The following is a 23,595-nucleotide window of genomic DNA, read 5'->3' on the forward strand; positions in this document are numbered from 1 at the left end:
GATCCCATATGTCCGCGCCTCCCGTTGTTGACCTTCCCATCGAGGACGAGCGGTTGGCGCAGGACGTGTCCAACGGGCTGGCCGCGGTGGAGAAGCTGCTGCGCTCGTCGGTGGAGAGCGAGGACGCCTTCGTCACGGAGGCGTCCAAGCACCTCATCGAGGCCGGTGGCAAGCGTTTCCGCACGCTGATGGTGCTGCTGGCGGCCCAGTTCGGCGACCCGTCGGCGCCGGGCGTGGTGCCCGGCGCCGTGGTGATCGAGCTGACCCATCTCGGGTCGCTCTACCACGACGACGTGATGGACGAGGCCCCGGTGCGCCGGGGCTCCCCGTCGGCCAACGCCCGGTGGGACAACACCGTGGCCATCCTGACCGGCGACTACCTGTTCGCCCAGGCTTCCGACCTGCTCGCCGACCTCGGGCCCGAGCTGATCCGGGTCCAGGCGCAGACGTTCTCCCGCCTCGTACAGGGGCAGATCCGCGAGACCATCGGCCCTCAGGCCGGTGACGACCCGGTGGCCCACTACATCAGCGTGCTGGCCGACAAGACCGGCTCGCTCATCGCGGCCTCGGGCCGCTTCGGGGCGCTGCTGTCCGGTGCTCCCGCCGACGTGGAGGAGCGGCTGAGCCGGGCCTGCGAGGCGATCGGCGTGGCCTGGCAGCTCGGCGACGACCTGCTGGACGTGGCCTCCACCTCCACCGAGTCGGGCAAGACGCCCGGCACCGACCTGCGTGAGGGCATCAAGACGCTGCCGGTGCTCTACGTGCTGGCCTCCGACCCGTCGTCGCGGCTGGCCGAGCTGCTGTCGGGGCCGGTGGCCGAGTCGGACCTGGACGAGGCGCTGACGCTGCTGCGGGCGCACCCGGCGATGGCTCAGGCGCGGGCCGAGCTGGACGCGTGGGTGGACCGGGCTCGGCACGACATCTCCGGCCTGCCTGACATCCCGGCCAAGTCCGCCTTTTTGGCGCTATGTGACTACGTGGTCGAGCGGTCGGGCTGACGCCTTCTTCTTCGGCCGCCGCGCCCGTGCCGCGCGGAAGCTGTCGTACGTGAAGATCGCCAGCGCGATCCACACGATGGCGAAGCCGGCCCACCGGCTCGGCGGCATCGTCTCCTTGGCGATCAGCACCCCGACCAGGAACTGCAGCACGGGCGCGATGTACTGAAGCAGCCCGATCGTGCTGAGCGGCACCCGGATCGCCGAGGCGGTGAACGCCAGCAGCGGCAGCGCCGTGATCACCCCCGCCCCCACGAGCAGCGCGGCGTGCCCCGCCCCCAGGGTGCCGAACGTCGACTGCCCCTGCTGCTGCAGGAACGTCAGATACGCCAGCGCCGGCACCAGCAGCACGAGCGTCTCCACGGTCAGGCTCTCGGCCGCCCCCACGTTCGCCTGCTTCTTGACCAGCCCGTACACGGCGAAGCTCACCGCCAGCACCAGCGCCATGTACGGCGGCCGCCCGTAGTTGACGGTCAGCACCAGCACCGCCAGCGCCCCGAACCCCACGGCCGTCCACTGCAACGGCCGCAGCCGCTCCTTCAGCAGCAACACCCCGAACAGCACGCTGACCAGCGGGTTGATGAAGTAGCCCAGCGCGCTCTCGACCACGTGGCCGGTGTTGACCGCGTAGATGTACGTGCCCCAGTTGACCGTGATCACCACCGCGGCCACGGTCAGCAGCCCGAGCTTGCGCGGCTGCCGTACCAGCTCCTTGACCCACGACCAGTGCCGGCGCACGAGCAGCACCGCCACGACGGCGACCAGCGACCAGACGATGCGGTGCGCGAGGATCTCCACCGCTCCGGACGGCTTCAGCAGCGGCCAGTAGAGGGGGAACAGTCCCCACATGGCATAAGCGGCCACCCCGAACAGCACACCGCGTCGCAAGTCAGGCATGTCCCCTATCTTCGGGCATTACCATGCTTAAACACAAATGTGCACATCTATACGGGACTATGTAGAAGGTGTAAAGCGTTGTGCCCTCTGTAGAGTGAACCGTGGAGGTGCGCTATGGGTTGGCTGTTCGGAACCAAGACATCGATGGTCAGTCGCGAGGACGCCCTGCCGGGCCGCCCCGACCCGATCCCCGTCCCCGCCCGCCACGCCGTCCTCGACGCCCCGCTGGCCCCGCCCTACCCGCCGGGCGTGGAAGTCGCGGACTTCGGCCTGGGCTGCTTCTGGGGCGCGGAGCGCAAGTTCTGGCAGACGCCCGGCGTCGTCACCACGGCCGCCGGCTACCAGGGCGGCTACACCCCCAACCCGACGTACGAAGAGGTCTGTAGCGGCCGCACCGGACACACCGAGGTGGTGCGCGTCGTCTTCGACCCGGCCGTGATCTCGTACGAGGAGCTGCTGAAGGTCTTCTGGGAGGCGCACGACCCCACCCAGGGCATGCGCCAGGGCAACGACGTCGGCACCCAGTATCGGTCGGCCGTCTACTACCACTCGCCGGAGCAGCAGAAGGCCGCCGAGACCTCGCGCGACGCGTACCAGAAGGTGCTGACGGAGGCGGGCTACGGGGCCATCACGACGGAGGTGGCACCGGCGGGACCGTTCTACTTTGCGGAGGAGTATCACCAGCAGTACCTCTTCAAGGTGCCCGACGGGTATTGCGGCATCGGCGGCACAGGCGTGAGCTGCCCTGCGGGGCTGACCTCCGGCGACGCGTAGACCTGGGGGGAGATAGTTGGATCGTGGCCCATGGTCGCCGATACGTTCGGCGTCGATGATGGGCCAGCGCTGTCTTGGGGTACAGCCTTCACTACGAGGTTGTGGCGGCGACGGCTGCGCGCCGCCAGCGCGGGCGGCAGCACGGCCGCCTTCCCGCCGGGCGTGCGGCCTTGGGGACTGTCCCGGCGGAGAGAGGCCAAGCCGCCCGTAGTCAGGTATACGGGCCCAGCCGCCCTATTTTAGATCGCTTCACGGGTTGCCAGAGCGGCTGATGCTCGATGGAGGCTGAGGGCGATCGACGCTCCAGGGCTTCGTTCCTCAGTCTTGCCCCACCGCATCAGCCGTCGTTCGGCTAGTGAAGTTCTGCGCGCGCGATCTCAAGCATCGTCCATTCGTCGAACGACATCTCGTAGACGGAAGAAAGCGCCTTTAGGGTTTGGGCGCTCGGAACGGCCAGCGCATGTTCGAAGTCGTTGATCGTCGCTTCCGCGATCCCCGACTGGGCTGCGGCCTCTTCCCGTGAAAGGCCGGCCTTCTCGCGTATGTCGCGAAGTTGCGCGGCCAGTCGTCCTTCGGGGCCTTCGGGGAGCCTGGACGGCTCGGGGGGCGCTGACTGCGATTTCTTGTTCGTCTCGGAAGCGACCGGCGACGAGTTCACCAAGGCCGTGACCCCGCCGGACAGCAGCCCGAGAAAGAGCAGCAACAGCACCAACAAAAACACACCGGACATGCCGGCGTCGGAACCGACGACGGGCGCGGGAGCGACGGCGGCGGAACCGCGTCGCGTGTGGGCCCTAACTCGAACGGTCTTGCCGCTCCTGAGGCGCCGCAAGTGAGATCGTACGGAAACCATGGTGCGAGGGTAAATGGCACATCCGACACTTCTCGCCGAGAGCAAATAGGGGTAAGTGAAGTACATCGATTTGGAAAGCCGGGCCTTCCTTCACAGAGAGCTTAGGGTGTGTTAAGGAGCGTCCTCTATTGCGAATAGGGTGTACCAGTACGAGGGGGTCGCTCTTTCATGCCTCGCTTCCCGGCGCTGGCTCACTGCTGGCTCACTGGGCTGCCCAACGTGTGGCGGCGGGGAGGTGCTGTGCGGCTGACCGGCAGCCAGGGCGGAGTCAGCATTTTGCTACTTCGAGTAGTAAACTCAGGCCATGAGCATGCCAGAACGAGACTTCGGGCCGGGGGACGGTCCGGCTGCCAAGGTCAGTGTGTCTCTGAGAACGGGCAACATCCGCGCTGTCCGAGAGCGGGTCGGAGCCCGCGGGTTTTCCGCCTACGTTGATGCCGCTGTGGAGCGTCAGATCGAGCGGGACCTTCTGGAGGAAGCCCTGCAGGTGAACGAGGCCGCCTCCGGGCCCATCCCGCAGGACTTGCGTGACGAGGCGGCGGAGTTGTTCCGCCACGTGAAGTCCGCGCCCGAACTCCAAGAGGAGGACTCATGGCGCGCGCACGAAGCCGGTTGAGCGCGGGCACCGTCGTCCTCGATTGCGAGGGGCTGGTGAAGTGGTGCGAGGCCGACCAGCGGGTGACGGCGTTCGTCAGGGAGGCGCAGGACAACGATTTTAGGGTTGTGGTCAGCGCCATGACGCCGATCGAGGCGCAAGACGTTCGGGTCAAAGGGGATCGTCTCAGGTGGTATCTGTCCCGGTTGAAGATCGAACCGGTGACCGAGGACATCTCCTCGCGAGCGATCGAGCTTCTTCGAGATGCCCGGCTGCATGGGCACAAGTACGCCATTGACGCCGTGGTCGCGGCCACCGCGCTGCGTTCGGTGCGCCCTGCCGTCGTCCTGACGTCTGATGAGGACGACATGAGCAAGCTGTGCGGGAAAGCAGTGCAGGTGGTCGCTGTCTAGGCTGCGTGAGGGCCGCACGGATGTCGGCGGCACCGCGGTTGTCGTCGGCGTCGGCCTGTCGTAGCCAGTTCTGCAGGCGCGACCGGCTGACGCGCAGGTCTTGGCGAGCTGGACGAGTGGTTTGTCGCCTTGGCGTGCGAGCTCGACCGCGCGGCGCCGGAACTCTGGTGGGTGAGGTGCGGGCCTGGGGGACATCCTTCTGCGGCACTGGCAAGGGCGTGGCCTGGCCGGTCGGCTTGAGGCCCGGTGAGGCGTAGCGGTTTGCAGGGGGACTCGGGTACGTGACTCTTAGTAGCCGAATCCTGGTAATCGCAGGACGCTGTGCTCGCGCGGCCATAGCATCGTTGCTATGGCCTGGGGTACCGTGGAGCTCGAGCCGGAGGTTCGGGAGTGGCTGGAGAAACTATCGGCGGAGTCGTTCGCGCGTGCGGCTTTTTACATCGACTTGTTGGCGGCGGAGGGTCCGCTCCTCGGGGACCCATACACGCGACAGCTTGATGGCAAGCTGCGCGAGCTACGGTTCTACCTTGATGATCTGACCATGCGGATCAGCTACTGGATCGCACCGCAGCGGCGGGTCATCCTTCTGACCGTTTTCCGCAAAACGCGAATGAGGGAAGATCGAGAAGTTGACCGGGCGCGGCGGGCGCTGTACCGCTGTAGGGACGAGGCGCACTCGGTAGACGAGGAGTGGTGATGACCGAGCGGACCGATTGGGCCGATCTCCGGGATCGACGGCTGTCCGAGCCGGGTGCGGCCGAGGCTTACGATGCGACTCGTCTTGCCTTCGAACTCGGTCGGGCAGTGCGGCGCATGAGGGAATCCCGTGGCTGGAGCCAGAGCGAGTTGGCCCGGGCTGCCGACATGACGCAGTCGGCCGTGGCTCGTTTCGAGGCTGGAGGCACCGTTCCGACGTTGCCGGTCCTCGAGCGTCTGGCCCGAGCTCTGGACGCCGATCTGGAAGTACGGATCCTTCCACGTGCTCCTGCGGCCTGAGGGTGAACCGTGGGTTCGCCACCTGGCTCCCGACGAACTTCGTGCTTTCATGCTGGAGCTCGGCGGAGCACTTTCCGACGAGGCCGAGCCGCATGTCGACGGCGTCGCCCATGAGGTCATCGCGGGCTGGCGGGCCACAGCCAGAATCAAGGCTGACCCTGCGCGATACGCCGAGGCGCGCCGGCCTACGAGTGGGGACTCCGGGCCGGTACAGGTTGCGCCATGAGCCCGAACGCGTAGGCCGGGTCACGGAGGCACCCGCCGAAGCGGTCGGATCAGGGCCAGTAGTCGGCTTCTGGTAGGCGTAGGTGGGTGTCGGGGCTGGTGAGGGAGCGGGTGTCGGTGGGGCGGAGGCCGGCGGCGGCGAAGCAGTAGGCCTCGGCGTGGCCCTCGTACAGGAACTCGAGCAGGATCTCCTCGGCCGAGGCGTCCGGGGAGACGTTGCCGCCGCCCGGGTGGGTGTCCCAGTCGACGACCTCGCCGTCGCGGAAGACGCAGCCCTGGTTGCCGCTCTTGGGGTTGGCGAACATGCCGTACGCGACCGTGCCGGCGGAAAGGGCCTTCATGACGCCGGGGGCGTCGGCCATGTACCCGGACGCCTGGCTGACGACGCAGCCGCCGGGGACGTCGGTTACGCCGATGAGCCGCAGTGCCTCGTCGTGGAAGGGGTCTTCGAGGATCTCGTCCACCTCTGCCTCGTCGGCGGGTTCGGCGGCCAGGCGGCGTGCCGCTTCGGCGGCGGTGATGCCGCGGACGCAGGCCAGGCTGAAGCCGTCCTCGTCCTCCAGCTCGTCCAGCACGGCGATCAGGCGGTCGGCCTCGGCGACCGCGGCGGCCTCCGCCTCGGTCAGGGTTGCGTGACCCTGGGGGAAGGGGAAGAACAGGCCGGGGGTGGGGCCGGCCAGGCTGAGGCGGCCGGGCGACCAGCCGTTCATCATGGTGCGCCACGGGTCGGCTCCGGCGGCGACCAGGGCGCGGGCGATCCCGGGCCGCTTGTTGAAGACCGCATCCCAGAGCGCGGTGCGGCCCTCACACTCCGCGTCGACGTCGTCGACCCGGGCGGCCAGCTCGGCGATCACCTCCGGGGAGCCGCGTTCCGCCGCGGCGTGCAGGGGACGCGTGTACGGGTACGCCCCGTCGTTCGGGTCGGCGCCGGCGTCGAGCCTGGCGCGGACGAGGGCGAGGTCGTCCCAGGAGTGCCACCCCAGATCGGACCATCCGGCGGATGCGTTGGCGGTCATGACGGCTCCCTCGGGATCACGTGAGCGGATGCGAGCGGAGCAATCATGGCGGAGGGGAAGGACAATTTCGCCGGGCAGCAGGAGTCACCTGGGCTCAGAGGGCTCGGTGGTGGCGACCAGTTCGACCTCGAAGCCGTCCTCGTTCTCCAGGTAGGCGGCGTAGTGCTGCCTTCCGCCCGCGTACGGGTGGCGGTCGGCGTACATCAGGGTCCAGCCGTGGGAGGGGGCTCGTTCGACCAGCGCGTCCAGGCGGGGGCGGGGGCCGGCGTGGAAGGCGAGGTGGTTCAGGCCGGGGCGGGAGCGGTCGTGGTGGTCGGCGGTGAGTGCGGGGGACTGCTCCAGGACGATGTACGTGGCTCCCAGGCGCCAGCTCCGGCCGTCGGCCCAGCTCTGGAACGCGACGTAGCCGAGCGATTCCAGCAGCCATTGCCAGCTGGTCCGGGCCCGGTGGAGGTCGGGGACCCAGATTTCGACGTGGTGCAGCATCCCGGTGGTGTCCATGCTTGGTCACTGTCTCATCAGCCGAAAGTACGGTTCGGGGCGGGATCTTATGGCTGAGGTGGTTCGGGGCGCCGGTCGTCACCATCGGAGGCATGAGGGATGCGAAGGCGGCAACGCGTGGCGGGTGGCGGGTTCCGGCCGGGCTGATCGGGCTCGGTGTCGTCCCGCTGGTCGCGGGGGGCATGCGGATGGTCGAGCTGGCCGGGGGGCCGGTGGGCATGCCGGAGAGCGCGGCTTCCGGGATGCCGGTGCCGCTGGTGTCGCACATCCTCTGCGTGACCGCGTACACCGTGCTGGGGGCGTTCCAGTTCGTCCCGAGGTTACGGGGGCGTGGGGGGAACGGCTGGCATCGGCGGGTGGGGCGGGGGCTGGTCGGGTTCGGGCTGGTCGCGGCGTTCACGGGGGTGTGGATGGCCGTTCGTCCTGAGGACGGGTGGCTGCTGGTGGGCATCAGGGTCGGGTTCGGGACGGCGATGGCCGTCTGCATCGTGCTCGGGTTCGCCGCGATCCGGCGGCGGGAGGTCGCCCGGCATCGGGCGTGGATGATCCGGGGGTACGCCATCGGCCTGGGGGCGGGGACCCAGGCATTCACGCAGGCGCTGTGGGTTTCCGCGGTGGGGGTTCCGGGGGAGTCGGCCAAGGCGCTGCTTCTCGGCGCCGGGTGGGTGATCAATGTGGTGGTGGCTGAATGGGTGGTCCGGCGCGGTGCCCGCTAGCCAGGCCGGCCGCTCTCCGGTGGCGTGTCGGTCCATTCCACCTCGTACGTCTCGTACGCGGACACCTCGCCCGGCTGGTGGAAGCGTTCGGGCTGGGTGGCGGCGGTCAGGCGGCGCGGTTTGCCGTCGTCGCCGGGCGGGAGGGCGCGGGAGCCGTGCGGGGGTGTCGCCACGAGGTCGCGCATGGCCAGCAGGGTGCCGCCGGCGGGGTCGATGATCCACTGGCGTCGGTAGGTGCCGAGCTGCTGCGGCGCGGTCGAGGTGCCGAGGGGGATGGTCGTCTCCAGCGGCAGGGAGATCACCACGCCGGTGCGGCCCAGGGGGTCGGGGGCGCGGCCCTCGATCGTGACGCCGGGCAGGGTGGCGAGCATGCGGTACGCGGCGGCGCGGACGGCCGGTGGGGCGGGGGCCTGGGCCAGCAGGGTGCCGGCCACGTCGCTGAGCGCTCGGACGCGGGCCTCGCCGTCGAGGGCGCGAATCGGTTGCCTCTTCACCTTCGGGGCGTAGGGCTCCCAGTTGCCTTCGAGGTCGAGCAGGGCTTCTTTCAGCGGCTCCGGGTCGGTGGGCAGGGCGGCCAGGTCGCGGGGCGTCATGCCGTGGACGCGCGGGTCGCTCATCCGGCGGCAGGCCGGCTCGTGGCCGGACGCCTCGAAGAACAGGGTGCCGCCGCCGGGCTCACGTACCTTCGCGGGCGAGCCCGCCTGCTGCCATCTGCGCCGGTCGCGGGCGGTCCAGGGGCGGGCGGGCAGGTCCCGGAGCGCGGTGCAGGACGCGCCGGTCCGGTCGGTCCACTGGTCGTAGCGCATCCTGGAATCGACCTTGTAGTGGTTCGCCGCGCTCGTGCCGACCGCGTAGATCTTCCCGCTGACGCGGGTGGTGTGCCAGTACGTGCCGGGCGGGTCGGCGCGGACGTTGGCCGCGGCCACCAGCAGGGCGTTCTCCGGGCGGGGCGCGGGCCGGTCGTCCCGCGGCGATTCGTCCCGAGACGATGGCAGGGCGACGGCGACCAGCGTGGCCGCGACCAGGGCGGCAGTCGCCAGCATGCTCATCACGGGCGCCCGGCGGCGGCGCGGCGGGGTGGCGCGCCAGTCGGCGCGCAGGGCGAGCGTCTCCGGGCTCTCCTGCTCGGCCAGGGAGACGCGCATCCGGCGGAGCGCGTTCAGTTCATCCATCGTGGTCCTCCCTCGGGATGGCCTTGCGGAGCTTGGCCCTGGCGCGGTGGATCTTGGCCTTGACGGTGCCGAGGGGCAGGCCGAGGACCGCCGCGATCTCGGCGTACGACAGCTCGCCCCAGGCCAGCAGCAGGATGGCGTTGCGGTCCTGGGCGTTCAGCGTGGCGAGGGCCCTGGCCAGGCGGGGGGCGTGCGCGGCGGCGGCCACGCGGTCGCCGACCAGGTCGGCGATGCCGTCCTCGGCCGGGTCCACGCCCGTGCGGGCGAACGCCTTGTACATGCGGGTCTCCTGCCTGTGGTGCCTGGCGATCGCGTTGGCGGCGATGCCCCACAGCCAGGCGGCGAACTCCGCCCGCCCGTCGAACCGTTCCCGCTGCCGGAACGCCGTGGCGAACGTCTCCGCCACGACGTCGTCGGCGAGCGTGGGCCCGAGGCGGCGCTTGACGTAGGCGTGCAGGCGCGGCGCGTGGCGGCGGAACAGCTCGCCGAACGCTTCGGGGTCGTGCGAGGAGATGGCGACGATCGCCGAGTCGTCGAGCTGCTCCGCGGGTCGGCTCACCACGCCGGCCGTAGCCCCATGATGGATTCCTCTCGTGTCCGAGACGCTGACATATCCCTCTATCCCGATGGCCGCTCCCCGGTTGCGTCCGCCGTTAGGGTGCGCAAGTGATTTCCTTCCGCAGCATCAGCGCCGACGACCCCGCCGCCGGTGATCGCGCCGCCGTGGCCGCCGAGCTGGTCCGGGCCGCGCTGGCCGGGTTCGGGGAGCCGGTGCAGTACGCGATCAAGGTGGCCGGCGACCGGCGCGACGACCCCGCCGTGGCGTGGCGGCGGGCGGCGGCGCACGCCGCGGGCCTCACCAGGGAGGTCGAACGGCTGCAGTTCGAGTGGACGCCCGCCGACGGCGCGCCCGCGACGGCAGGCACGCTGCGGTTCGCCGAGGCGTCCGACGAGGAGTTCCTGGCCGTGTTCGCGCGGATCGCCGAAGGCAGCCTGGACGCGCACACCCGGGTGAGCGTGGCGGCCAACGGCGTCGAGGCGACCGCCCGCGAGGAGATGGACTTCTACCTGGACGCGCCGGGCGAGCGTGCGTGGTGGCGGCTCGCGTACACACCGGAAGGCGAGGTCGCGGGCTGGCCATCCCGTCGGCGACGCCGTACCACCGGAACGTCGGCTACCTCGGCGTGGTCCCCGAGCTGCGGGGGCGCGGCTACGTGGACGAGGTGCTGGCCGAGATCACCCGCTTCCACGCGGCGAACGGGGAGCCGCGCGTCACCGCCACCACCGACGTGGGCAACGCGCCGATGGCCGCCGCGTTCCGGCGCGCCGGATACCGCAATACGGAGATCCGCATCAACCTGTCCAACGACCTGCCGGTCAGCACACCTTGGGCAGCGAGCACACCTTGGCCGCCATGCGGGAGGCCGACGCGCGCAGCTTCTTGACCGCGCCCTTCCGCGAGTGGCCGAGGGTGTCCAGGTCGCCGGTGTAGAGGATCAGCGCCCGGCCCTTGCGCGTCGCGATGCCCGACATCAGGGGCGCCCACTCCCTGTTCAGCTTGTCGTACATCATCAGCCGGACCACCGCCGCCTCGTCGCCCACCCGCGTGCGCGCCACCTCCCAGCGCGTCCTCCCGTCGCCGGACCACGAGTACGGCTTGCCGTCCGGCTTCGTGCGGCAGCGGCGGGCGTCGGCGAGAAGGCCGCGCATGGCGCTCCTGGCGGCGACCTCGCTCCGGTGGATCACGAGCTGCTCGGCGGAGTGCGAGGGCGCGCTGGTGTCGTGCGTGATCGTACGCACCGCCGCCCGGCCCGCCGCCGGGACGCGCTTGCGGCCGCACGGGTTCAGGGTGAGGGGCGCGGTCTTCCTGTCGCTGATCTTCCACCACACCTCCGACTTCTCCATTTCGGACAGCGGGGTACGGGCTTCCTTCTCGGTCAGCAGGAAGTTCTCGGGCACCTGGACAGGCGACAGCGCCAGCGTGGCGGCGAGCAACGTGATCAACATGCCAGGTTGGATGCCCCGAATGCCGCACTTGTTCGCCGTCAGCAGGGAGCTTCATTCGAGGTAACGATTGCCGAAAAGAATCGGGGATGCCTCGTTCCTCGGATCGGCGTGTGCGAATATCGCACTATGAAGGAGCCCGGGGAGTGGGCCGATATTGGCGAGCGTGTCCGGGAATGCCGTGTAGCAGCGGACATGTCTCAAGAGCAGCTCGCGTCGGCCCTGAAGCTCGATCGCACGATGATTGCCAAGATCGAGCGTGGAGTTCGTCGTGTCGACGCGCTTGAGCTGTCCCGCCTGTCCACGGTGCTCAGGGTTCCGCTGAACTACTTCCTCGCTCCGCCGCCACGGGTCGTGTCCCGCCGGACCGAGTTGGCTGAAGACACGGCGACCGACGCGGCCCGGCAGTCCTTTGGCATGGAAATCGCACTCTCCACCTGGCTCGGCGACATTCGCCAGCTTGTGGAACTCGGTGAATATGCGCCGCCACGCGGCGAAAAGTACCCGGAGGCGATCGAGGATGTCCGCAGTGCTCGCCGTGCGGCTCACTGGGTGAGGGCTCGGCTCGCCCTCGAAACAGGACCCATCAATTCCCTCATGAGCGTTTGCGAACGGCTGGGGCAACTGGTCGCCGTGGTGGAGGCGCCAGGCGATGGCGCCTCCCTCATTGACGGCGATCTCGCCGTGGCGGTCGTCAGCAAGGCGGGCGAACCGGGCCGCCGGAGGTCGACAGCGGCTCACGAGCTCGGCCACATGATCATCGGGGACGAGTACTCCTCGGACATGGGCATCCATGCCTCAAGGGATGAACGCGAGGCGATCATCGACGCCTTCTCCGCAGAGCTTCTGTTGCCGGTGGAGGCCTTCGGTACGGTCACCCGCAGCGACGGGCGGGCGACGCGGGAGGACCTGGTGGTTCTCGCCGCACGCTTCAGGACCTCATGGTCGCTGACCGTACGGCAAGCCGTCGAAGCGCAAGCCATCGACAGGGGCGCGGCGAAGGAGATGCGCCGCCGGAATCCGACGCGTGCGGAGCTGATGGAGGCGGTCGGATGGACTCCGCAACCTGACCTGGAGACCGTACGAGTTCCGCCCGGCTACGCTCACGCGGTGGTGGAGTCCTACAAGAAGTCGCTCATCACTGCCCACCGTGCGGTCGAGTTGATGCGAGGTCAGATCGTGGCAGCCGACCTGCCGTTACGTGACGATGCGGATCCCGAGCTTTGAGCAGCGTGGAGCCGGACCCTGTCCTGGTGTTCGACGCGACGTGTCTCAGCCACTTCTCGCGCGCCGAGCGACTTGACGTCCTACGTGATCTGCTGTCCGGGGTCACGTGTCTCACAACGCACGTGGTGCGGGAAGAAATACGGGCGGGCTGCGGGGCGCACCCGCTCCTGCAAGCCGTGCTCGACGCCGACTGGCTCGGTCTGGCGAGGCTTGACGAACTGGACGAGATCAAGTGCTTCGTCAAGTGGGTGCAGCGTATCGGTTCCGAGCAGCGGAACCTGGGAGAGGCCAGCGTGTTCTCCGCCGCCGAACTGCATCACGGGATCGCCATCACCGACGACCGTGAGGCGGTGGCGGTAGGGAGAGCACACGGACTGGAAGTGCATGGCTCCCTTTGGATTCTGGCTCGGGCGTGCCGTGATGGGAAGCTCAACGACGTGGGCGCCGGCAACATCGTGGACGCTCTGACGGCGACCGGGATGCGCCTGCCGTGTTCCGGCTCCACGTTTCCGTCCTACATGCACCACAACATGGGCTCCTGAAGATTTCCTAGCCGAGGATGCGGACTTGGGCGGCGGGGAGGGGTTTGGTCCACCAGTGGGCGTAGCGGCGGTAGGTGGCCGGGTCGCGGGCCGCCAGCAAGGTCGCCAGGGCGGCGGCCTCAGTGGCGAGGGACTGCCAGGTCTCCTCGTCCAGCGGGTGGAAGGCCGTGGCCTCGATGCCGTCGTCGACCGGGCGCCAGACGCCGGCGACGTGGCCGTCCACCAGGAGGGTGGGCAGGACGTCGCCGTTGCGGCGGGTGACCAGGGGGCGGTAGGCGGGCGGGATGACGCGGCTGCGGTCGGCGTAGGCGAGCAGGATGCTGTCCCACATGGGGAGCAGGCGCGGCGGGGCGGGGGTGTCGGCGGCGGGCAGGGAGGCGCCGGCCAGGTCGTACAGCGTGACACCGCCGGGGCCGTCGAGCTCGACGACCTGGCCGGTGAGTGACTGGAGGACGCGGCGGACGACCGGGCGGTCGAGCAGGGTGAACTGGGCGAGGTCGGGCGCCGTGGCGGGGCCGAACGCCTCCAGGTAGCGCAGGGCCAGGTGGCGGAGGGAGTCGTCCTCCGGGGCCGGGGGCGTGGTCGAGGCGACGAAGGCGCGGCCGGCGAACGACCAGGGGCCGCCGGTGGGGGCGTGGCGCAGGGGCGCGAACGTGCGCAGCGCCCACCACATGCGGCGGCCGTGCTCGCCGAGACGGGACTCCAGGAGGGCTTCGATCTCGGCGGCGGTGCGCGGGACGGCAGTGAAGGCGGCGAGGTGGGGAAGCAGGGCGTCGGCGTCGTCGGCGGTCAGGCCGGTCGAGGTGAAGCGGCGGTCGTACAGCCGGACGGCGCGCAGGTTGGCCCGCATCGCGCCGTGGAAGGCCGGGTAGTCGGCGGCGTGCACGGCGTGCAGGGTGATGCGCATCAGCGTCGCCTTGACGACGGTCCCGGTGGCGAAGGCGGCGTCGAGGTCGGCCGGGTCGAAGCCGGCCAGCCGGTTCCACAGGGCCAGGTAGGGCGAGGCCGCTTCCTGGGCCTGCAGGGCGGCGATGCGGCGGATGCCGTCGCTGACGCCGAGCGGGGCGCGGCGCAGGAGCAGTTGCCGGTCGAGGGTGGCCCGGTTGAGCTGCCGGGCGGTGAGAGGCATGCCGGTGACCTGTCCTTTCGTGAAATGTCGGGAAAGGGTACCGGCCGCTCGCGCTGTCCGAGGCGGTCAGGCCGTGCGGGGGAGCGCCCGGCTGTTGTGCAGGATGCGGAAGCGCCCGTCGGCGCCGGGGTCCAGGAAGGCGACGCCGCGGTGCAGGCCGCCGTCCGGCTCGGTCTCGACGAAGTGCGTGTCGTCGAGCGCCACCAGCGTGGTGATCGGGTTGGTGACCACGGCCTCGGCGATGGCGCCGTGCGGGACGATCGTCATGGTGAGCGACGGGCCGCCCTCGTGGCTGATGCGGATCGAGGCCAGGCCCATGTCGTACGCGCCCACGTACCGGCCGGGGTGGAAGGGGACCGGGACGGCGGGCGGCGTCACGGCGGCGGGCGGGCGGACGCCGGTGAGCTCGGCCAGCAGCGGGAGCAGCAGCTCGTCGTGGAGTGCGGCGGGCGCGCCGCCGTTGGTCAGCAGCACCACGGCGGTGCCGGTGTCGGGGACCATGCGCAGGAACGCCGTCTGGCCGATGGTGGCGCCGTGGTGGCCGATCACCGCGCGGCCGTCCCACGCGTACAGCTCCATGCCGAGCCCGTACGAGGCCGGGAACCCCGACAGCGGCGGCGGGGACGACTGGTGGGTGCGGATCGCCTCGGCGGAGGCCGTGGAGAGCAGGCGGGAGCCGTCGCGGGCGAGGCCGAGCGTGAGGTGCAGGCGCGCGAACTCCAGCAGGTCGGCGGCGGACATGCAGAGCCCGCCTGCCGGGTCGAGCGCCCGGGGGAGCGACCACACGGGCGCGGGCTGGACGGTGCCGCCCGCCTCGACGTGCCCGACGGCGGCCCGGTGGAGGAGCGCCTGTTCGGGCAGGGTGACCGTGGCCGTCAGGCCGAGGGGCGCGATGAGCCGCCGGTGCACGGCCTGGCTCCAGCTCTGGCCGGTCAGCACCTCGATCAGGCGGCCGAGGACGACGAACCCGGCGTTGTTGTACGAGAACAGGGTGCCGGGGCGGACGATCTGGGCGGCGCGGGAGAGGTTGGCGACGAGACGGGTGATGGCGTCGTCGCCGCGGCCGTAGTCGTCGAGGTCCTCGCCGGAGAAGCCGGCGGTGTGGGCCAGCAGGTGGCGCGCGGTGATGGCGGCGGCGGCGTCCTCGTCGGGCAGCGTGAAGCCGGGCAGCCGGTCGCGGATCGGCCGGTCGAGGCCGAGCAGGCCGTCGTCCACGAGTTGCATGACCAGCGTGGCCGTCCACGTCTTGGTGATCGAGCCGACCTGGAACAGGGAGTCGGTGGTGGCCGGGACGCCGGTGCGCAGGTTGAGGGTGCCGGTGGCGGCTTCGGTGACGGCGTCGTCGTGCAGGACGGCGATCACGGCTCCGGGGACGCGGTGGCGTTCGGCGAGCGTGGTGAGGCGTTCTTGCAGATCGGGCATGGCGGGGGTCCTTCCGGGGACGATTGACTTCATTTTTGAGACTATAGCCACAAATGAAATCAATAGCCACGGCCGCGCTACGATTCCGGGGTCGGGAGATCGGGAGGACGTCAGTGAGCGATGTAGGTGTGCTGCACCCCGTACGGGTCCGGGTGGTGCAGATCCTGGCGCTCGGCCCCCACACCGGCACGCAGCTCCGCCAGGCGCTGCCCGAGGTGCCCTACAGCAGCCTCTACCGGCACATCCGGTGGCTCACCGACGCGGGCGTCGTCCACGTCACCGGCGAACGCAAGGTGCGCGGCGCGGTCGAGCACACCTACGAGCTGGACGAGAGCGCGGTCCAGGGCGCGCTGCCCGATCCGGGGGAGCTGACCCCGGCCGACCATGACCGGGCGGTGACCGCGTTCGTGACCGGGCTGATGGCGCAGGCGCACGCCTACCTGGGCAATCCACCCGACGATCCGGTCGCCGACGGGCTCACGTACACGCTGGTGCACCTGTGGGCCGACCCCGGCGACGTGGCGCGCATCCACGCGGGGCTGCGCGAGCTGATCGGCCCGCTGCTGGAGAAGGAGCCGGCCGAGGGGCGGCGGCAGATCACGCTCGGCGTCGTGACGATCCCGCAGCCGCGCCCCTGATCAGCGGTCGAACATCAGGGCGACGACGAGGGCCCCCATATGGGGCCGGTGATCCGCTCCGTCGTGGTCGTGGTCAGTCCTCGTCGGCGGGGAGGGCGAACAGGCGGACGTGGATGGGCCGGGCGCCGGGCGGGGCGTCCTCGGGCCGGTGGTTGTACTTCAGCAGCAGCGCGATGTAGGCGTCGAAGAACTCGGCGAACTCCTCCTTGGTCATGCGTCCCATGCCGCGCGACGCCTTGGCCCAGTCGGGGTCGCGGTAATAGGCGGCCGGGAAGCGCTCCAGCAGCTCGCGGTCCTCCTCCAGGCCCATGCGCTGGAACTCCGCCAGCACCGGCCGGTCCTCGGGCGCGAGCTGGTCGGCCGTCGGCAGGCGCAGGTCGCGGGGGCTGTCGGACTTGCGCCACCAGCGCTCTCTGCCGGCGGAGCGCTCGGGGATCTCCTCGATGAGGCCGTGCTTCTCCAGTTGGCGCAGGTGATAGCTGGTGGTGCCGGTCTTGGCGCCGAGCAGCTCGCCGAGGGTGGTGGAGGTGGCGGGGCCGTGGATGCCGAGGTGGCGCAGCATCAGCCGGCGCATGGGATGCGCGAGGGCCTTGAGCCTCTCCGGGTCGAGCAGGGAAGGCTCTTCGGGCTCCTCATCCTTCATGACGATCAGTCTAGTCCTTGCGAGTGAGATTTGCAGAGAATTCTCTGCCGAGAAGTCTCTGCAGATTATATTCGGCGATATGAGACGACTTTTCGCCGCATTGGCGGTCGTGCTGGCGCTGGTCGCCACACCCGCGGCGGCCATCGCCGACGAGCCGGAGCCGGCCGTCCCGTCCGACCTGGCCGCCACGGAGGTGAGCTTCCGCGGCAGCGGCGGGCTCACCCTGCACGGCACCGTCCTGTCCCCCCGCACCCCCGGCGAGCGCCCCGGGATGGTCCTCGTGCACGGAGCCGGTACGGGCACGCCCAGGACCAAGCTGATGGGCGAGGCCGTCGAGTTCGCCCGCCGCGGCATGGCCGTGCTGATCTACGACAAGCGCTCCGAGGGCTACTCGCTCTTCGAGCGCTCCTACGAGCAACTGGCCGAGGACGCGCTCGGCGCCGTCGCCACTCTCGGCGAGCAGGACGGGGTCGGCAAGGTCGGCATCTGGGGCCTGAGCGAGGGCGGCTGGGTCGCCCCGATCGCGGCGTCGCGGTCGCCGGAGATCGCGTTCGTGGTGCTCGTCGGCGCGAACTCCCTGCAGCCGCTGCGCCAGCAGACCTGGGCCGTGGCCGCCGGGCTGCGCAAGGCCGGGGTGTCCGGGTCGCTGGTGGACCGGGCCGAGCACAACCTGTATCGGGCCATCGCCGACGGCGGCCTGTTCCCCGAGCCGTACCACGACGCCGAGGCGGTCCTCGCGGCGGTGCGCCAGCCGGTGCTGTCGATCTGGGGCACGAACGACCTGCTGACGCCGCCGCAGGAGAGCCCGCCCGTGATGGCCGCCGCCCTGGAGAAGGGCGGCAACCGGCAGTACGCGTTCCGCTTCGTCGCCGACGCCGACCACGCCGCGCACCGGACCCCCGACGGCGGCGTGACGCGGCTGCCCGAGCTCGCCCCAGGCTACGCCGACGCGGTCGGCGCTTGGGTCGAGCAGGTCGTCGCCGGCAAGGCGCCCACGGCCGACGTGTCAGGCCCCGAGCCGCAGCAGGCGTCACGCACCCGGCCCGTCGAGCCGCCTGCCTGGTGGGAGTCGGCCTCGGTGCAGACGGCCGCGCTGGTGCTGTTCGTCGTGGCGTTCCTCGCCTACCCGGTGGTCGCGCTGGTCAGGCGGCTGCGCGGGGCGTCGCGGGCCCCCGCCAGCCGGGCCGCGCGCCTGGTCAGCGCGGGCGGGCTGGTGGCGGTGCTGGGCGGGTTCGGCTACCTGTTCAGCGTGGTCATGAGCGGAGGGAAGCTTGCCTCACCCGGTCCCCTGCTGGCGGGGCGGCCGGTGATCTGGCTGGCGCTCCAGGTGCTGGCGGTGGCGGTCGTCGCGGCCACCGTGCTCGCCGCGCTCGCCTGGCGGCGGACGCCGGCCGGAGGGGAGAAGGTCCGGCTCGGCGTGCTGCTGGCCGGCGGCCTGGTCTTCGTCCCGTGGGCCTTCTACTGGGGGCTGCTGATCCCTTAGGAACTGTCGGCGGCGTTTGCTACACAGGAGCACATGGGTGTGACCGTCGATGAATTCCTCACCATGCTGGACAGCCTGCCGGAGGTGCGCACGAGCGACGGCGGGAGCTGGGTCGCGCTCAAGGTGCGTGACAAGGGCTTCGGCTACCTGTGGGAGGAGACCGAGACCGTCGGGCTCAAGTCCACCATCGAGGAGCAGCTCGCGCTCGTGGCCGAGCGGCCCGAGGTGTTCGAGATCCAGTTCACCGCCGGGCGGTTCGGGTGGGTCGTCGTCCACCTCGACAGGATCGAGATGGACGAGCTGTTCGAGCTGACCGCCGAGGCGTGGTGCCTGACCGCGCCCAAGCACCTCGTCACCGCTTTCGAGGAGGCCCATAAAATCGGTCAGTAATGGGACAGATAGGGCTGAGAGAGTGGCGTGAGGACGACGCTCCGGCGGTGCTGCGTGCCTTCCGGTCGCCGGACATGGCCACTCAGGCGTCCTGGCCGGTCGTCACGCTCCAGGACGCGGTCGGCTGGATCGCCTCCTGGACCGGCGTGGGTCACGCGTTCGCCGTCACGCTCGGCGGGCGGGTCGTCGGCAACGTGGCGGTGACGGGGATCGACAGGCACGACAACGGCTGGGTGTCCTACTGGACGGTGCCCGAGGTGCGGGGGCGCGGCGTCGCCTCGGCGGCCACCGCCGAGCTGGCCCGATGGGCGTTCGGGGAGCGCGGGCTGTTCCGGCTGGAGCTGGGGCACCGCACCGACAACCCGGCCTCGTGCCGGGTGGCCACCAAGGCGGGCTTCCGCCCGGAGGGCGTCGAGCGCGGGAAGCTCCACTACGACGGGATCCGCTACGACGTCGAACGCCACGCCCGCCTCGCCACCGACTGACATCACCTCCGGAACACGCCGCCTTCCGGTGCGGGCGCCTCGCCGCTGAGTGGCGGTGCCTCCCGGATGCGGCGTCCTCCACCGACCGGCGGGCGCCTTCCGGATGCGCCCGCCCCGCCCCGGGGTGGCGGGACGGAGGGTCACGGGGGCGGGGGGATCTGGGGAGGCTGGGGGATTCGGGGGTCCCGGGCTTCCCGGGGATCGGAGCTGAGGTGCTCCGGGGCTCGGGGAGCCGGGGCGCTGAGGGGATCGCCGGGGGCCGGGGGTAGTTGGCGGGATCTGTGGGATCCGTAGGATCCGGCGGGGTAAATGGGATCGCCTGGTTATTTGGGGGCGGGGTGATCTACGCTTTTGTGGTGGACAGCGACAGCCTGGCCGCGGCCGCGCTCCTGGCGGGCCTGAGCCGGGCCTCGGGAATCCTCGCCGAGTTACATCACCCGTTCGTGCGCAGCGCGCCGTTCGCCGCCTTCCTCCCGCCCGCCGGGGCCCGTACCGGCGTCATGTTCACCCTGCCCGACGGCCGTGAGGTCACCGTCGCGGTCTCCGTCGCCGCATCGGGCGGCGGCGTGCTGCAGGTCGACGGCGCGGTCACTCTCGACGGTGAGCCGCTGCTCGATCTGCCCCGCCGGACCGCCGTGGAGCTGGGCGACGCCCTGGCGGTCCTGGACGAGTACGCGGCGGACGTGGCGCAGCCCACAGGCCGGCTGCTGGACCAGCTACTGGACGAAATTGTCTAGTTGTCAGACAATGTCCGTATGAGGAACGGACCGCTCGCCGTCGTGGCCGCCGCCGTGCTGTGGGGCACGGCCGGCACCGCGGGCATGCTCGTCTCGGACGACTCCGTCGCGCTGGCCGCCGCCCGGCTCGTCATCGGCGGCGCGGCGCTGGCCCTGCTCGCCCGGGGCGGGCTGCGGCAGGCGGTGCGCCCCGGTCTGCTGCTGGCCGCCGTGGCCGTCGCCGCGTACCAGCTCTGCTTCTACGCCGCCGTCGCCCGCACCGGCGTGGCCATCGGCACGGTGGTGGCGATCGGCAGCGGGCCGGTGTTCACCGGGCTGCTGTCCTGGCTGATGCACGGGCAGCGGCCGAGCGCCCGGTGGGCGGCGGCGACGGCGGCGGCGGTGGCCGGGTGCGCGGCGCTGATCGCGGGCGGCGGCGCGCAGGCCGGTGGCCAGGTGGTGTCCGGTGTGCTGTTCGCGCTGCTGGGCGGCCTGCTCTACGCCTTCTACGCGGTCAGCGCGGCCCGCGCCATCAGCGGCGGCAGCTCGTCGAACGCGGTGATGGGCGTGCTGTTCGGCGGCGCGGCGGTCATCATGCTGCCGGTCCTGATCTGGCGGGGCTCCGGCCTGCTCGGGCCGGGCTCCTCCTGGCCGGTCGAGCCGATCGTCCTGCTCGCCGTCCTCTACCTGGGCCTGGGCACCACCGCGCTGTCCTACTTCCTGTACGGGCGCGGGCTGCGGACCACTCCGGTGGCCACGGCCGCCACGCTGGCGCTGGCCGAGCCGGCTGTCGCGGCGCTGCTGGGCCTGGTGGTGCTCGGTGAGCGGCTGGCCCCGGTCTCGATCGGCGGGCTGGTGCTGCTGGGGGTCAGCCTCGTGGCCGTGGCGCTGCCCGAGAGGCCGGCCCGGGTGGACGTACGGGAGAAAACGCCCGCCGGGGCGCGTTAGAGTCGCACGCGTGACGCCGCCCACCCAGCCCGGCCATCCAGTCCGGCCAACCCAGCCGGTCCAGTCGACCCAGCCGACCCAGTCGCCGATCCGGCCTGTGTCCGCTGTCGGCGCGCTGGCTGACGCGCTGCGCCGCCGGGTGCTCTCCGGCGAGATCGAGCCGGGCACGCCGCTGCCCGAGCAGGAGATCGCCGCGGCCTACGGCGTGGCCAGGCCGACGGTGCGCGAAGCGCTGGCCGTGCTGGTGCACGAGGGGCTGCTCAGGCGCGAGCGCAACCGCAGCGCGCATGTCGCCGAGGTGACGCTTTCGGACCTGGACGACCTGATGTTCGTGCGCAGGCCGCTGGAGGACCTGATGGCCACGGCCGTGGCCGGGCGGCGGGTGCCGGAGGCCGACGCGGCGCTGGCGCGGATGGCGGCGCTGCCCGCCGACGCGCCCTGGTCGGATTCGGTCGCCGAGCACATGGCGCTGCACGAGGCCCTGATTGAGGCGGTCGGCAGCCCTCGGCTGGAGCGGCTCTACGGGGCGCTGGCGGCCGAGACGCGGCTCGGGCTGGTGCGGCTGCGGCAGGTCTACGAGGAGCGTGACGTGCTCGTGCGTGAGCATCGCGAACTGCTCGACGCCATCGCCGAAGGGCCCGCCGAGGCGGCCAGGGCGGCGGTGGCGGCGCATCTCAGCCATTCGTGGGGTCACTCCCAAAGCAGCGCGAACCCTTGCGGGACTGCCCCGTAACTCGCAAGAATCGCGGCCATGCACGGCGAACCAGTGCCGGACTCCTATGTGTATGTCACGGAGGAGGGCGTCACCCGTCACTACGCGGACGGGAGCGTCGAGGCCCTCGCATGGGAGGACGTCGTGGAGGTCCGTGTGGCCACCGAGCCGGAGGCCGACGTCCTCTACATCCTGCTCGATCGGGAGGGCGAAGGGTGCGTGGTGCCGCGTTCGGCAACCGACGCCACTTTTCTGGCGCGCCTCCGCTATCTTCCTGATTTCGACCTCGACAGGTTGACCACGGCGTCGGATTCGGCGCATGACGGCGTTGTGGTCGTGTGGCGGAGCCCCGATCCGCCGTCCGCATTGCCCGATCTTGAGTATGACTAGCCTGTCACCTGCCGAAATACCGGCATAAACCTCGCATTTTCCCGAACTGTGCCGCATCACTGGTGGACCGTTCCGTCAAGCCCTGGAGCCGGATCGCCGGCCGTCCGATTGTGGCCAAAAGTCGATATTCCCCATTACAAGTTGGATCTTTACTCTTTAGTGGGGGCCGCCGCCCTTGATTGTGCATGGGGTGTTGTCAACCCATGGGGTTCAAGGAACGTCACGTTAACGCGGTGCACATGAGTTCTGGGTGGTGCTATGAGGGTGGGGACTGAGGGGTCCGCTGTCGTGCTCCTCGAGGCCGTGCCACGCCATGCGTCCAGCATCTGGACACGGGCGTATCTACGGCTTCTGTTATCCGGGGACACGATCTGCGCATTACTGGCATGCGTCTGCGTGCTGAGCGTCCGGCTGCTCTACGGGGCCTACATTCCGCCGGAGGAGTTCCTGCTGGGATTCGCCCTGGTGGCGGCCTGGCCGGTGGCGCTCAGGGTCGGCGGCGCGTATCGCCAGCGCGCGAACGGCGAGGGAACGGACGAGTTCAAGGCGGTGTTCAACGGCGGGGTGGGACTGATGGCCGCCGTCGCCATCGGCGCATATGCCACGCAGACCGCGATCGCGCGGAGCTTCGTGATGGCGATGCTGCCGCTGGCGCTGCTTTCCACGCTTTACTTCAGATATCGGATGCGCAAGCGCCTGCATCGCCGCCGGGCGGTCGGCGACTACATGCGCCAGGTCATCGCCGTCGGGCATCGGGAGTCGATTCTCGACCTGGTGATGCAGTTCCGCCGTCAGCCGTATCACGGGATGCGGGTCGTGGGGGCCTGCCTGCCGCAGGACCGGATGGACGCCGACCTGGACGGGATCCCGGTCCTCGGTGACTTCGCCGAGGTGGCGGACGTGGTGGCGCACACCCGGGCCGACGCGGTCGCCGTGCTGGCCTGCCCGGAGCTCGACGGGTCGGCGCTGCGCCGGCTCGCCTGGAGCCTGGAGGCCACGCGCACCGACCTGTTCGTGGCGCCCGCGCTCATGGACGTGGCGGGGCCGCGCATCAGCATCAGGCCGGTCGCCGGGATGCCGCTGCTTCACGTGGAACATCCCGAGTTCGACGGCGGTCGGCAGTTCGTCAAGAGCGTGTTCGACCGGGTGGTGGCGGGGGCCGCGGTGCTGCTGCTCGCGCTGCCGCTGCTGGCGATCGCGCTGCTCATCCGGATGACCAGCCAGGGCCCGGCGCTGTTCCACCAGACAAGAGTGGGCAGGCGGGGCAAGGAATTCCAGGTCGTGAAATTTCGCACGATGGTGGTGGACGCGGAACGCCTGAAAGGCTCCTTGATCAATTCGAACGAGTTCGACGGGGTGCTGTTCAAGATTCGGAACGATCCAAGGATCACCCGCGTGGGAGCGTTCCTGCGCCGCTACTCGCTCGACGAGCTCCCGCAGCTCCTCAACGTGGTCCGCGGCGAGATGTCGCTCGTCGGCCCGCGCCCGCCGCTGCCGGAGGAGGTCGCCCAGTACGGCACCGACGTGCGCCGCCGCCTGGTCGTCAAGCCGGGCATGACCGGCCTCTGGCAGGTCAGCGGGCGCTCCGACCTGTCCTGGGAGGAGTCGGTCCGGCTCGACCTGCGGTACGTGGAGAACTGGTCGCTCATCCTGGACCTGCAGATTCTCTGGAAGACCTGGTCCGTCGTCACCCGTGGAGAAGGGGCCTACTGA

The 23,595-nt window shown here is 70.5% G+C and carries 30 protein-coding genes; 19 read left to right on the forward strand and 11 right to left on the reverse strand.

Annotated elements, in window-relative coordinates:
* The first annotated feature begins 8 nt into the window (after positions 1-8).
* The gene (locus tag KME80_RS12425) at positions 9-998 is read left to right on the forward strand and encodes a polyprenyl synthetase family protein (RefSeq protein WP_219504508.1); all 990 of its coding nucleotides are present in this window, start codon (positions 9-11) and stop codon (positions 996-998) included.
* Here the strand turns inward: KME80_RS12425 and rarD are convergent.
* Positions 966-1,892: an EamA family transporter RarD gene (rarD, locus tag KME80_RS12430; protein ID WP_219504509.1), complete on the reverse strand. Its 927-nt coding sequence runs from the start codon at positions 1,890-1,892 to the stop codon at positions 966-968. The genes KME80_RS12425 and rarD overlap by 33 nt on opposite strands.
* Before the next feature lie 114 nt (positions 1,893-2,006).
* Here rarD and msrA point away from each other — a divergent pair, with 114 nt between their 5' ends.
* Entirely contained in the window at positions 2,007-2,666 is a 660-nt protein-coding gene (msrA, locus tag KME80_RS12435; RefSeq protein WP_219504510.1) for a peptide-methionine (S)-S-oxide reductase MsrA, read from the forward strand.
* A gap of 352 nt (positions 2,667-3,018) precedes the next feature.
* On the opposite strand, the gene KME80_RS12440 is transcribed toward msrA, so the two are convergent.
* Complete coding sequence (locus tag KME80_RS12440) at positions 3,019-3,396, reverse strand: helix-turn-helix domain-containing protein (protein WP_219504512.1); 378 nt, start codon at positions 3,394-3,396, stop codon at positions 3,019-3,021.
* A gap of 427 nt (positions 3,397-3,823) precedes the next feature.
* Here KME80_RS12440 and KME80_RS12445 point away from each other — a divergent pair, with 427 nt between their 5' ends.
* The 4 genes from KME80_RS12445 to KME80_RS12460 all read left to right on the forward strand — a co-directional run bounded on the left by KME80_RS12445 (position 3,824) and on the right by KME80_RS12460 (position 5,523).
* Complete coding sequence (locus KME80_RS12445; protein ID WP_219504514.1) at positions 3,824-4,135, forward strand: hypothetical protein; 312 nt, start codon at positions 3,824-3,826, stop codon at positions 4,133-4,135.
* Positions 4,111-4,527, forward strand: coding sequence for a type II toxin-antitoxin system VapC family toxin (locus KME80_RS12450; RefSeq protein ID WP_219504516.1), 417 nt, complete (start codon positions 4,111-4,113; stop codon positions 4,525-4,527). The genes KME80_RS12445 and KME80_RS12450 overlap by 25 nt, the downstream gene beginning before the upstream one ends.
* Positions 4,528-4,876: 349 nt before the next feature.
* Entirely contained in the window at positions 4,877-5,224 is a 348-nt protein-coding gene (locus KME80_RS12455; protein ID WP_219504517.1) for a type II toxin-antitoxin system RelE/ParE family toxin, read from the forward strand.
* Positions 5,224-5,523, forward strand: a complete 300-nt coding sequence (locus KME80_RS12460; protein ID WP_219504518.1) for a helix-turn-helix domain-containing protein — start codon at positions 5,224-5,226, stop codon at positions 5,521-5,523. Before KME80_RS12455 ends, KME80_RS12460 begins: the two co-directional genes overlap by 1 nt.
* A gap of 275 nt (positions 5,524-5,798) precedes the next feature.
* Here KME80_RS12460 and KME80_RS12465 read toward each other — a convergent pair whose 3' ends face one another.
* Complete coding sequence (locus KME80_RS12465; protein ID WP_219504519.1) at positions 5,799-6,764, reverse strand: ankyrin repeat domain-containing protein; 966 nt, start codon at positions 6,762-6,764, stop codon at positions 5,799-5,801.
* An 84-nt stretch (positions 6,765-6,848) separates the two neighbouring features.
* On the reverse strand, positions 6,849-7,265 hold the full coding sequence (locus KME80_RS12470; RefSeq protein WP_219504520.1) for a VOC family protein: 417 nt from the start codon (positions 7,263-7,265) through the stop codon (positions 6,849-6,851).
* Between the two features lie 92 nt (positions 7,266-7,357).
* Between KME80_RS12470 and KME80_RS12475 the strand changes: the two genes are divergently transcribed.
* The gene (locus KME80_RS12475; protein WP_219504521.1) at positions 7,358-7,981 is read left to right on the forward strand and encodes a DUF2306 domain-containing protein; all 624 of its coding nucleotides are present in this window, start codon (positions 7,358-7,360) and stop codon (positions 7,979-7,981) included.
* Here KME80_RS12475 and KME80_RS12480 read toward each other — a convergent pair.
* Genes KME80_RS12480 through KME80_RS12490 form a run of 3 tightly spaced genes read right to left on the reverse strand, consistent with a single transcriptional unit; the run spans position 7,978 to position 10,158 of the window.
* On the reverse strand, positions 7,978-9,153 hold the full coding sequence (locus KME80_RS12480; protein ID WP_219504522.1) for a CU044_5270 family protein: 1,176 nt from the start codon (positions 9,151-9,153) through the stop codon (positions 7,978-7,980). The two genes, KME80_RS12475 and KME80_RS12480, sit on opposite strands and share 4 nt — an antisense overlap.
* Entirely contained in the window at positions 9,146-9,712 is a 567-nt protein-coding gene (locus KME80_RS12485) for an RNA polymerase sigma factor (protein ID WP_219504523.1), read from the reverse strand. Before KME80_RS12485 ends, KME80_RS12480 begins: the two co-directional genes overlap by 8 nt.
* A 59-nt stretch (positions 9,713-9,771) precedes the next feature.
* The gene (locus KME80_RS12490; RefSeq protein WP_219504525.1) at positions 9,772-10,158 is read right to left on the reverse strand and encodes a hypothetical protein; all 387 of its coding nucleotides are present in this window, start codon (positions 10,156-10,158) and stop codon (positions 9,772-9,774) included.
* An 86-nt stretch (positions 10,159-10,244) separates the two neighbouring features.
* Here KME80_RS12490 and KME80_RS12495 point away from each other — a divergent pair, with 86 nt between their 5' ends.
* Positions 10,245-10,598 carry a GNAT family N-acetyltransferase gene (locus KME80_RS12495; RefSeq protein ID WP_219504528.1) on the forward strand — a complete coding sequence of 118 codons (354 nt, stop codon included), beginning with the start codon at positions 10,245-10,247 and terminating at the stop codon, positions 10,596-10,598.
* Here the strand turns inward: KME80_RS12495 and KME80_RS12500 are convergent.
* Positions 10,531-11,160, reverse strand: coding sequence for a hypothetical protein (locus KME80_RS12500; RefSeq protein WP_219504530.1), 630 nt, complete (start codon positions 11,158-11,160; stop codon positions 10,531-10,533). The two genes, KME80_RS12495 and KME80_RS12500, sit on opposite strands and share 68 nt — an antisense overlap.
* Positions 11,161-11,286: 126 nt before the next feature.
* On the opposite strand from KME80_RS12500, the gene KME80_RS12505 reads away from it, so the two are divergent.
* Positions 11,287-12,384 (forward strand): helix-turn-helix domain-containing protein, encoded by a 1,098-nt coding sequence (locus KME80_RS12505; protein ID WP_219504532.1) that lies wholly within the window; start codon positions 11,287-11,289, stop codon positions 12,382-12,384.
* Between the two features lie 26 nt (positions 12,385-12,410).
* On the forward strand, positions 12,411-12,926 hold the full coding sequence (locus tag KME80_RS12510) for a PIN domain-containing protein (RefSeq protein WP_219504535.1): 516 nt from the start codon (positions 12,411-12,413) through the stop codon (positions 12,924-12,926).
* Positions 12,927-12,933: 7 nt separating this feature from the next.
* Here the strand turns inward: KME80_RS12510 and KME80_RS12515 are convergent, their stop codons facing one another.
* On the reverse strand, positions 12,934-14,055 hold the full coding sequence (locus tag KME80_RS12515; RefSeq protein ID WP_219504537.1) for a winged helix DNA-binding domain-containing protein: 1,122 nt from the start codon (positions 14,053-14,055) through the stop codon (positions 12,934-12,936).
* 66 nt (positions 14,056-14,121) lie between these two features.
* Positions 14,122-15,477: a serine hydrolase domain-containing protein gene (locus KME80_RS12520; RefSeq protein WP_219504541.1), complete on the reverse strand. Its 1,356-nt coding sequence runs from the start codon at positions 15,475-15,477 to the stop codon at positions 14,122-14,124.
* 113 nt (positions 15,478-15,590) lie between these two features.
* Here KME80_RS12520 and KME80_RS12525 point away from each other — a divergent pair, with 113 nt between their 5' ends.
* The gene (locus tag KME80_RS12525; RefSeq protein ID WP_219504542.1) at positions 15,591-16,115 is read left to right on the forward strand and encodes a helix-turn-helix domain-containing protein; all 525 of its coding nucleotides are present in this window, start codon (positions 15,591-15,593) and stop codon (positions 16,113-16,115) included.
* Positions 16,116-16,188: 73 nt separating this feature from the next.
* Here KME80_RS12525 and KME80_RS12530 read toward each other — a convergent pair whose 3' ends face one another.
* On the reverse strand, positions 16,189-16,758 hold the full coding sequence (locus tag KME80_RS12530; protein ID WP_219504544.1) for an ArsR/SmtB family transcription factor: 570 nt from the start codon (positions 16,756-16,758) through the stop codon (positions 16,189-16,191).
* 79 nt (positions 16,759-16,837) lie between these two features.
* Between KME80_RS12530 and KME80_RS12535 the strand changes: the two genes are divergently transcribed.
* The 8 genes from KME80_RS12535 to KME80_RS12570 all read left to right on the forward strand — a co-directional run bounded on the left by KME80_RS12535 (position 16,838) and on the right by KME80_RS12570 (position 23,595).
* Entirely contained in the window at positions 16,838-18,241 is a 1,404-nt protein-coding gene (locus KME80_RS12535) for an alpha/beta hydrolase family protein (protein ID WP_219504546.1), read from the forward strand.
* A 33-nt stretch (positions 18,242-18,274) separates the two neighbouring features.
* Positions 18,275-18,631, forward strand: a complete 357-nt coding sequence (locus tag KME80_RS12540; protein WP_219504548.1) for an MmcQ/YjbR family DNA-binding protein — start codon at positions 18,275-18,277, stop codon at positions 18,629-18,631.
* The gene (locus KME80_RS12545; protein WP_219504551.1) at positions 18,631-19,116 is read left to right on the forward strand and encodes a GNAT family N-acetyltransferase; all 486 of its coding nucleotides are present in this window, start codon (positions 18,631-18,633) and stop codon (positions 19,114-19,116) included. Before KME80_RS12540 ends, KME80_RS12545 begins: the two co-directional genes overlap by 1 nt.
* A 356-nt stretch (positions 19,117-19,472) precedes the next feature.
* Complete coding sequence (locus KME80_RS12550) at positions 19,473-19,853, forward strand: hypothetical protein (RefSeq protein WP_219504553.1); 381 nt, start codon at positions 19,473-19,475, stop codon at positions 19,851-19,853.
* 18 nt (positions 19,854-19,871) lie between these two features.
* Positions 19,872-20,780: a DMT family transporter gene (locus KME80_RS12555; RefSeq protein WP_219504555.1), complete on the forward strand. Its 909-nt coding sequence runs from the start codon at positions 19,872-19,874 to the stop codon at positions 20,778-20,780.
* A 97-nt stretch (positions 20,781-20,877) separates the two neighbouring features.
* On the forward strand, positions 20,878-21,513 hold the full coding sequence (locus KME80_RS12560) for a GntR family transcriptional regulator (protein ID WP_308125725.1): 636 nt from the start codon (positions 20,878-20,880) through the stop codon (positions 21,511-21,513).
* 18 nt (positions 21,514-21,531) lie between these two features.
* The gene (locus KME80_RS12565; RefSeq protein WP_219504557.1) at positions 21,532-21,882 is read left to right on the forward strand and encodes a hypothetical protein; all 351 of its coding nucleotides are present in this window, start codon (positions 21,532-21,534) and stop codon (positions 21,880-21,882) included.
* A 258-nt stretch (positions 21,883-22,140) separates the two neighbouring features.
* Positions 22,141-23,595, forward strand: a complete 1,455-nt coding sequence (locus tag KME80_RS12570) for a sugar transferase (protein ID WP_219504559.1) — start codon at positions 22,141-22,143, stop codon at positions 23,593-23,595.

This window comes from Nonomuraea ceibae, from assembly GCF_019396325.1.
Lineage (GTDB): Bacteria > Actinomycetota > Actinomycetes > Streptosporangiales > Streptosporangiaceae > Nonomuraea > Nonomuraea ceibae.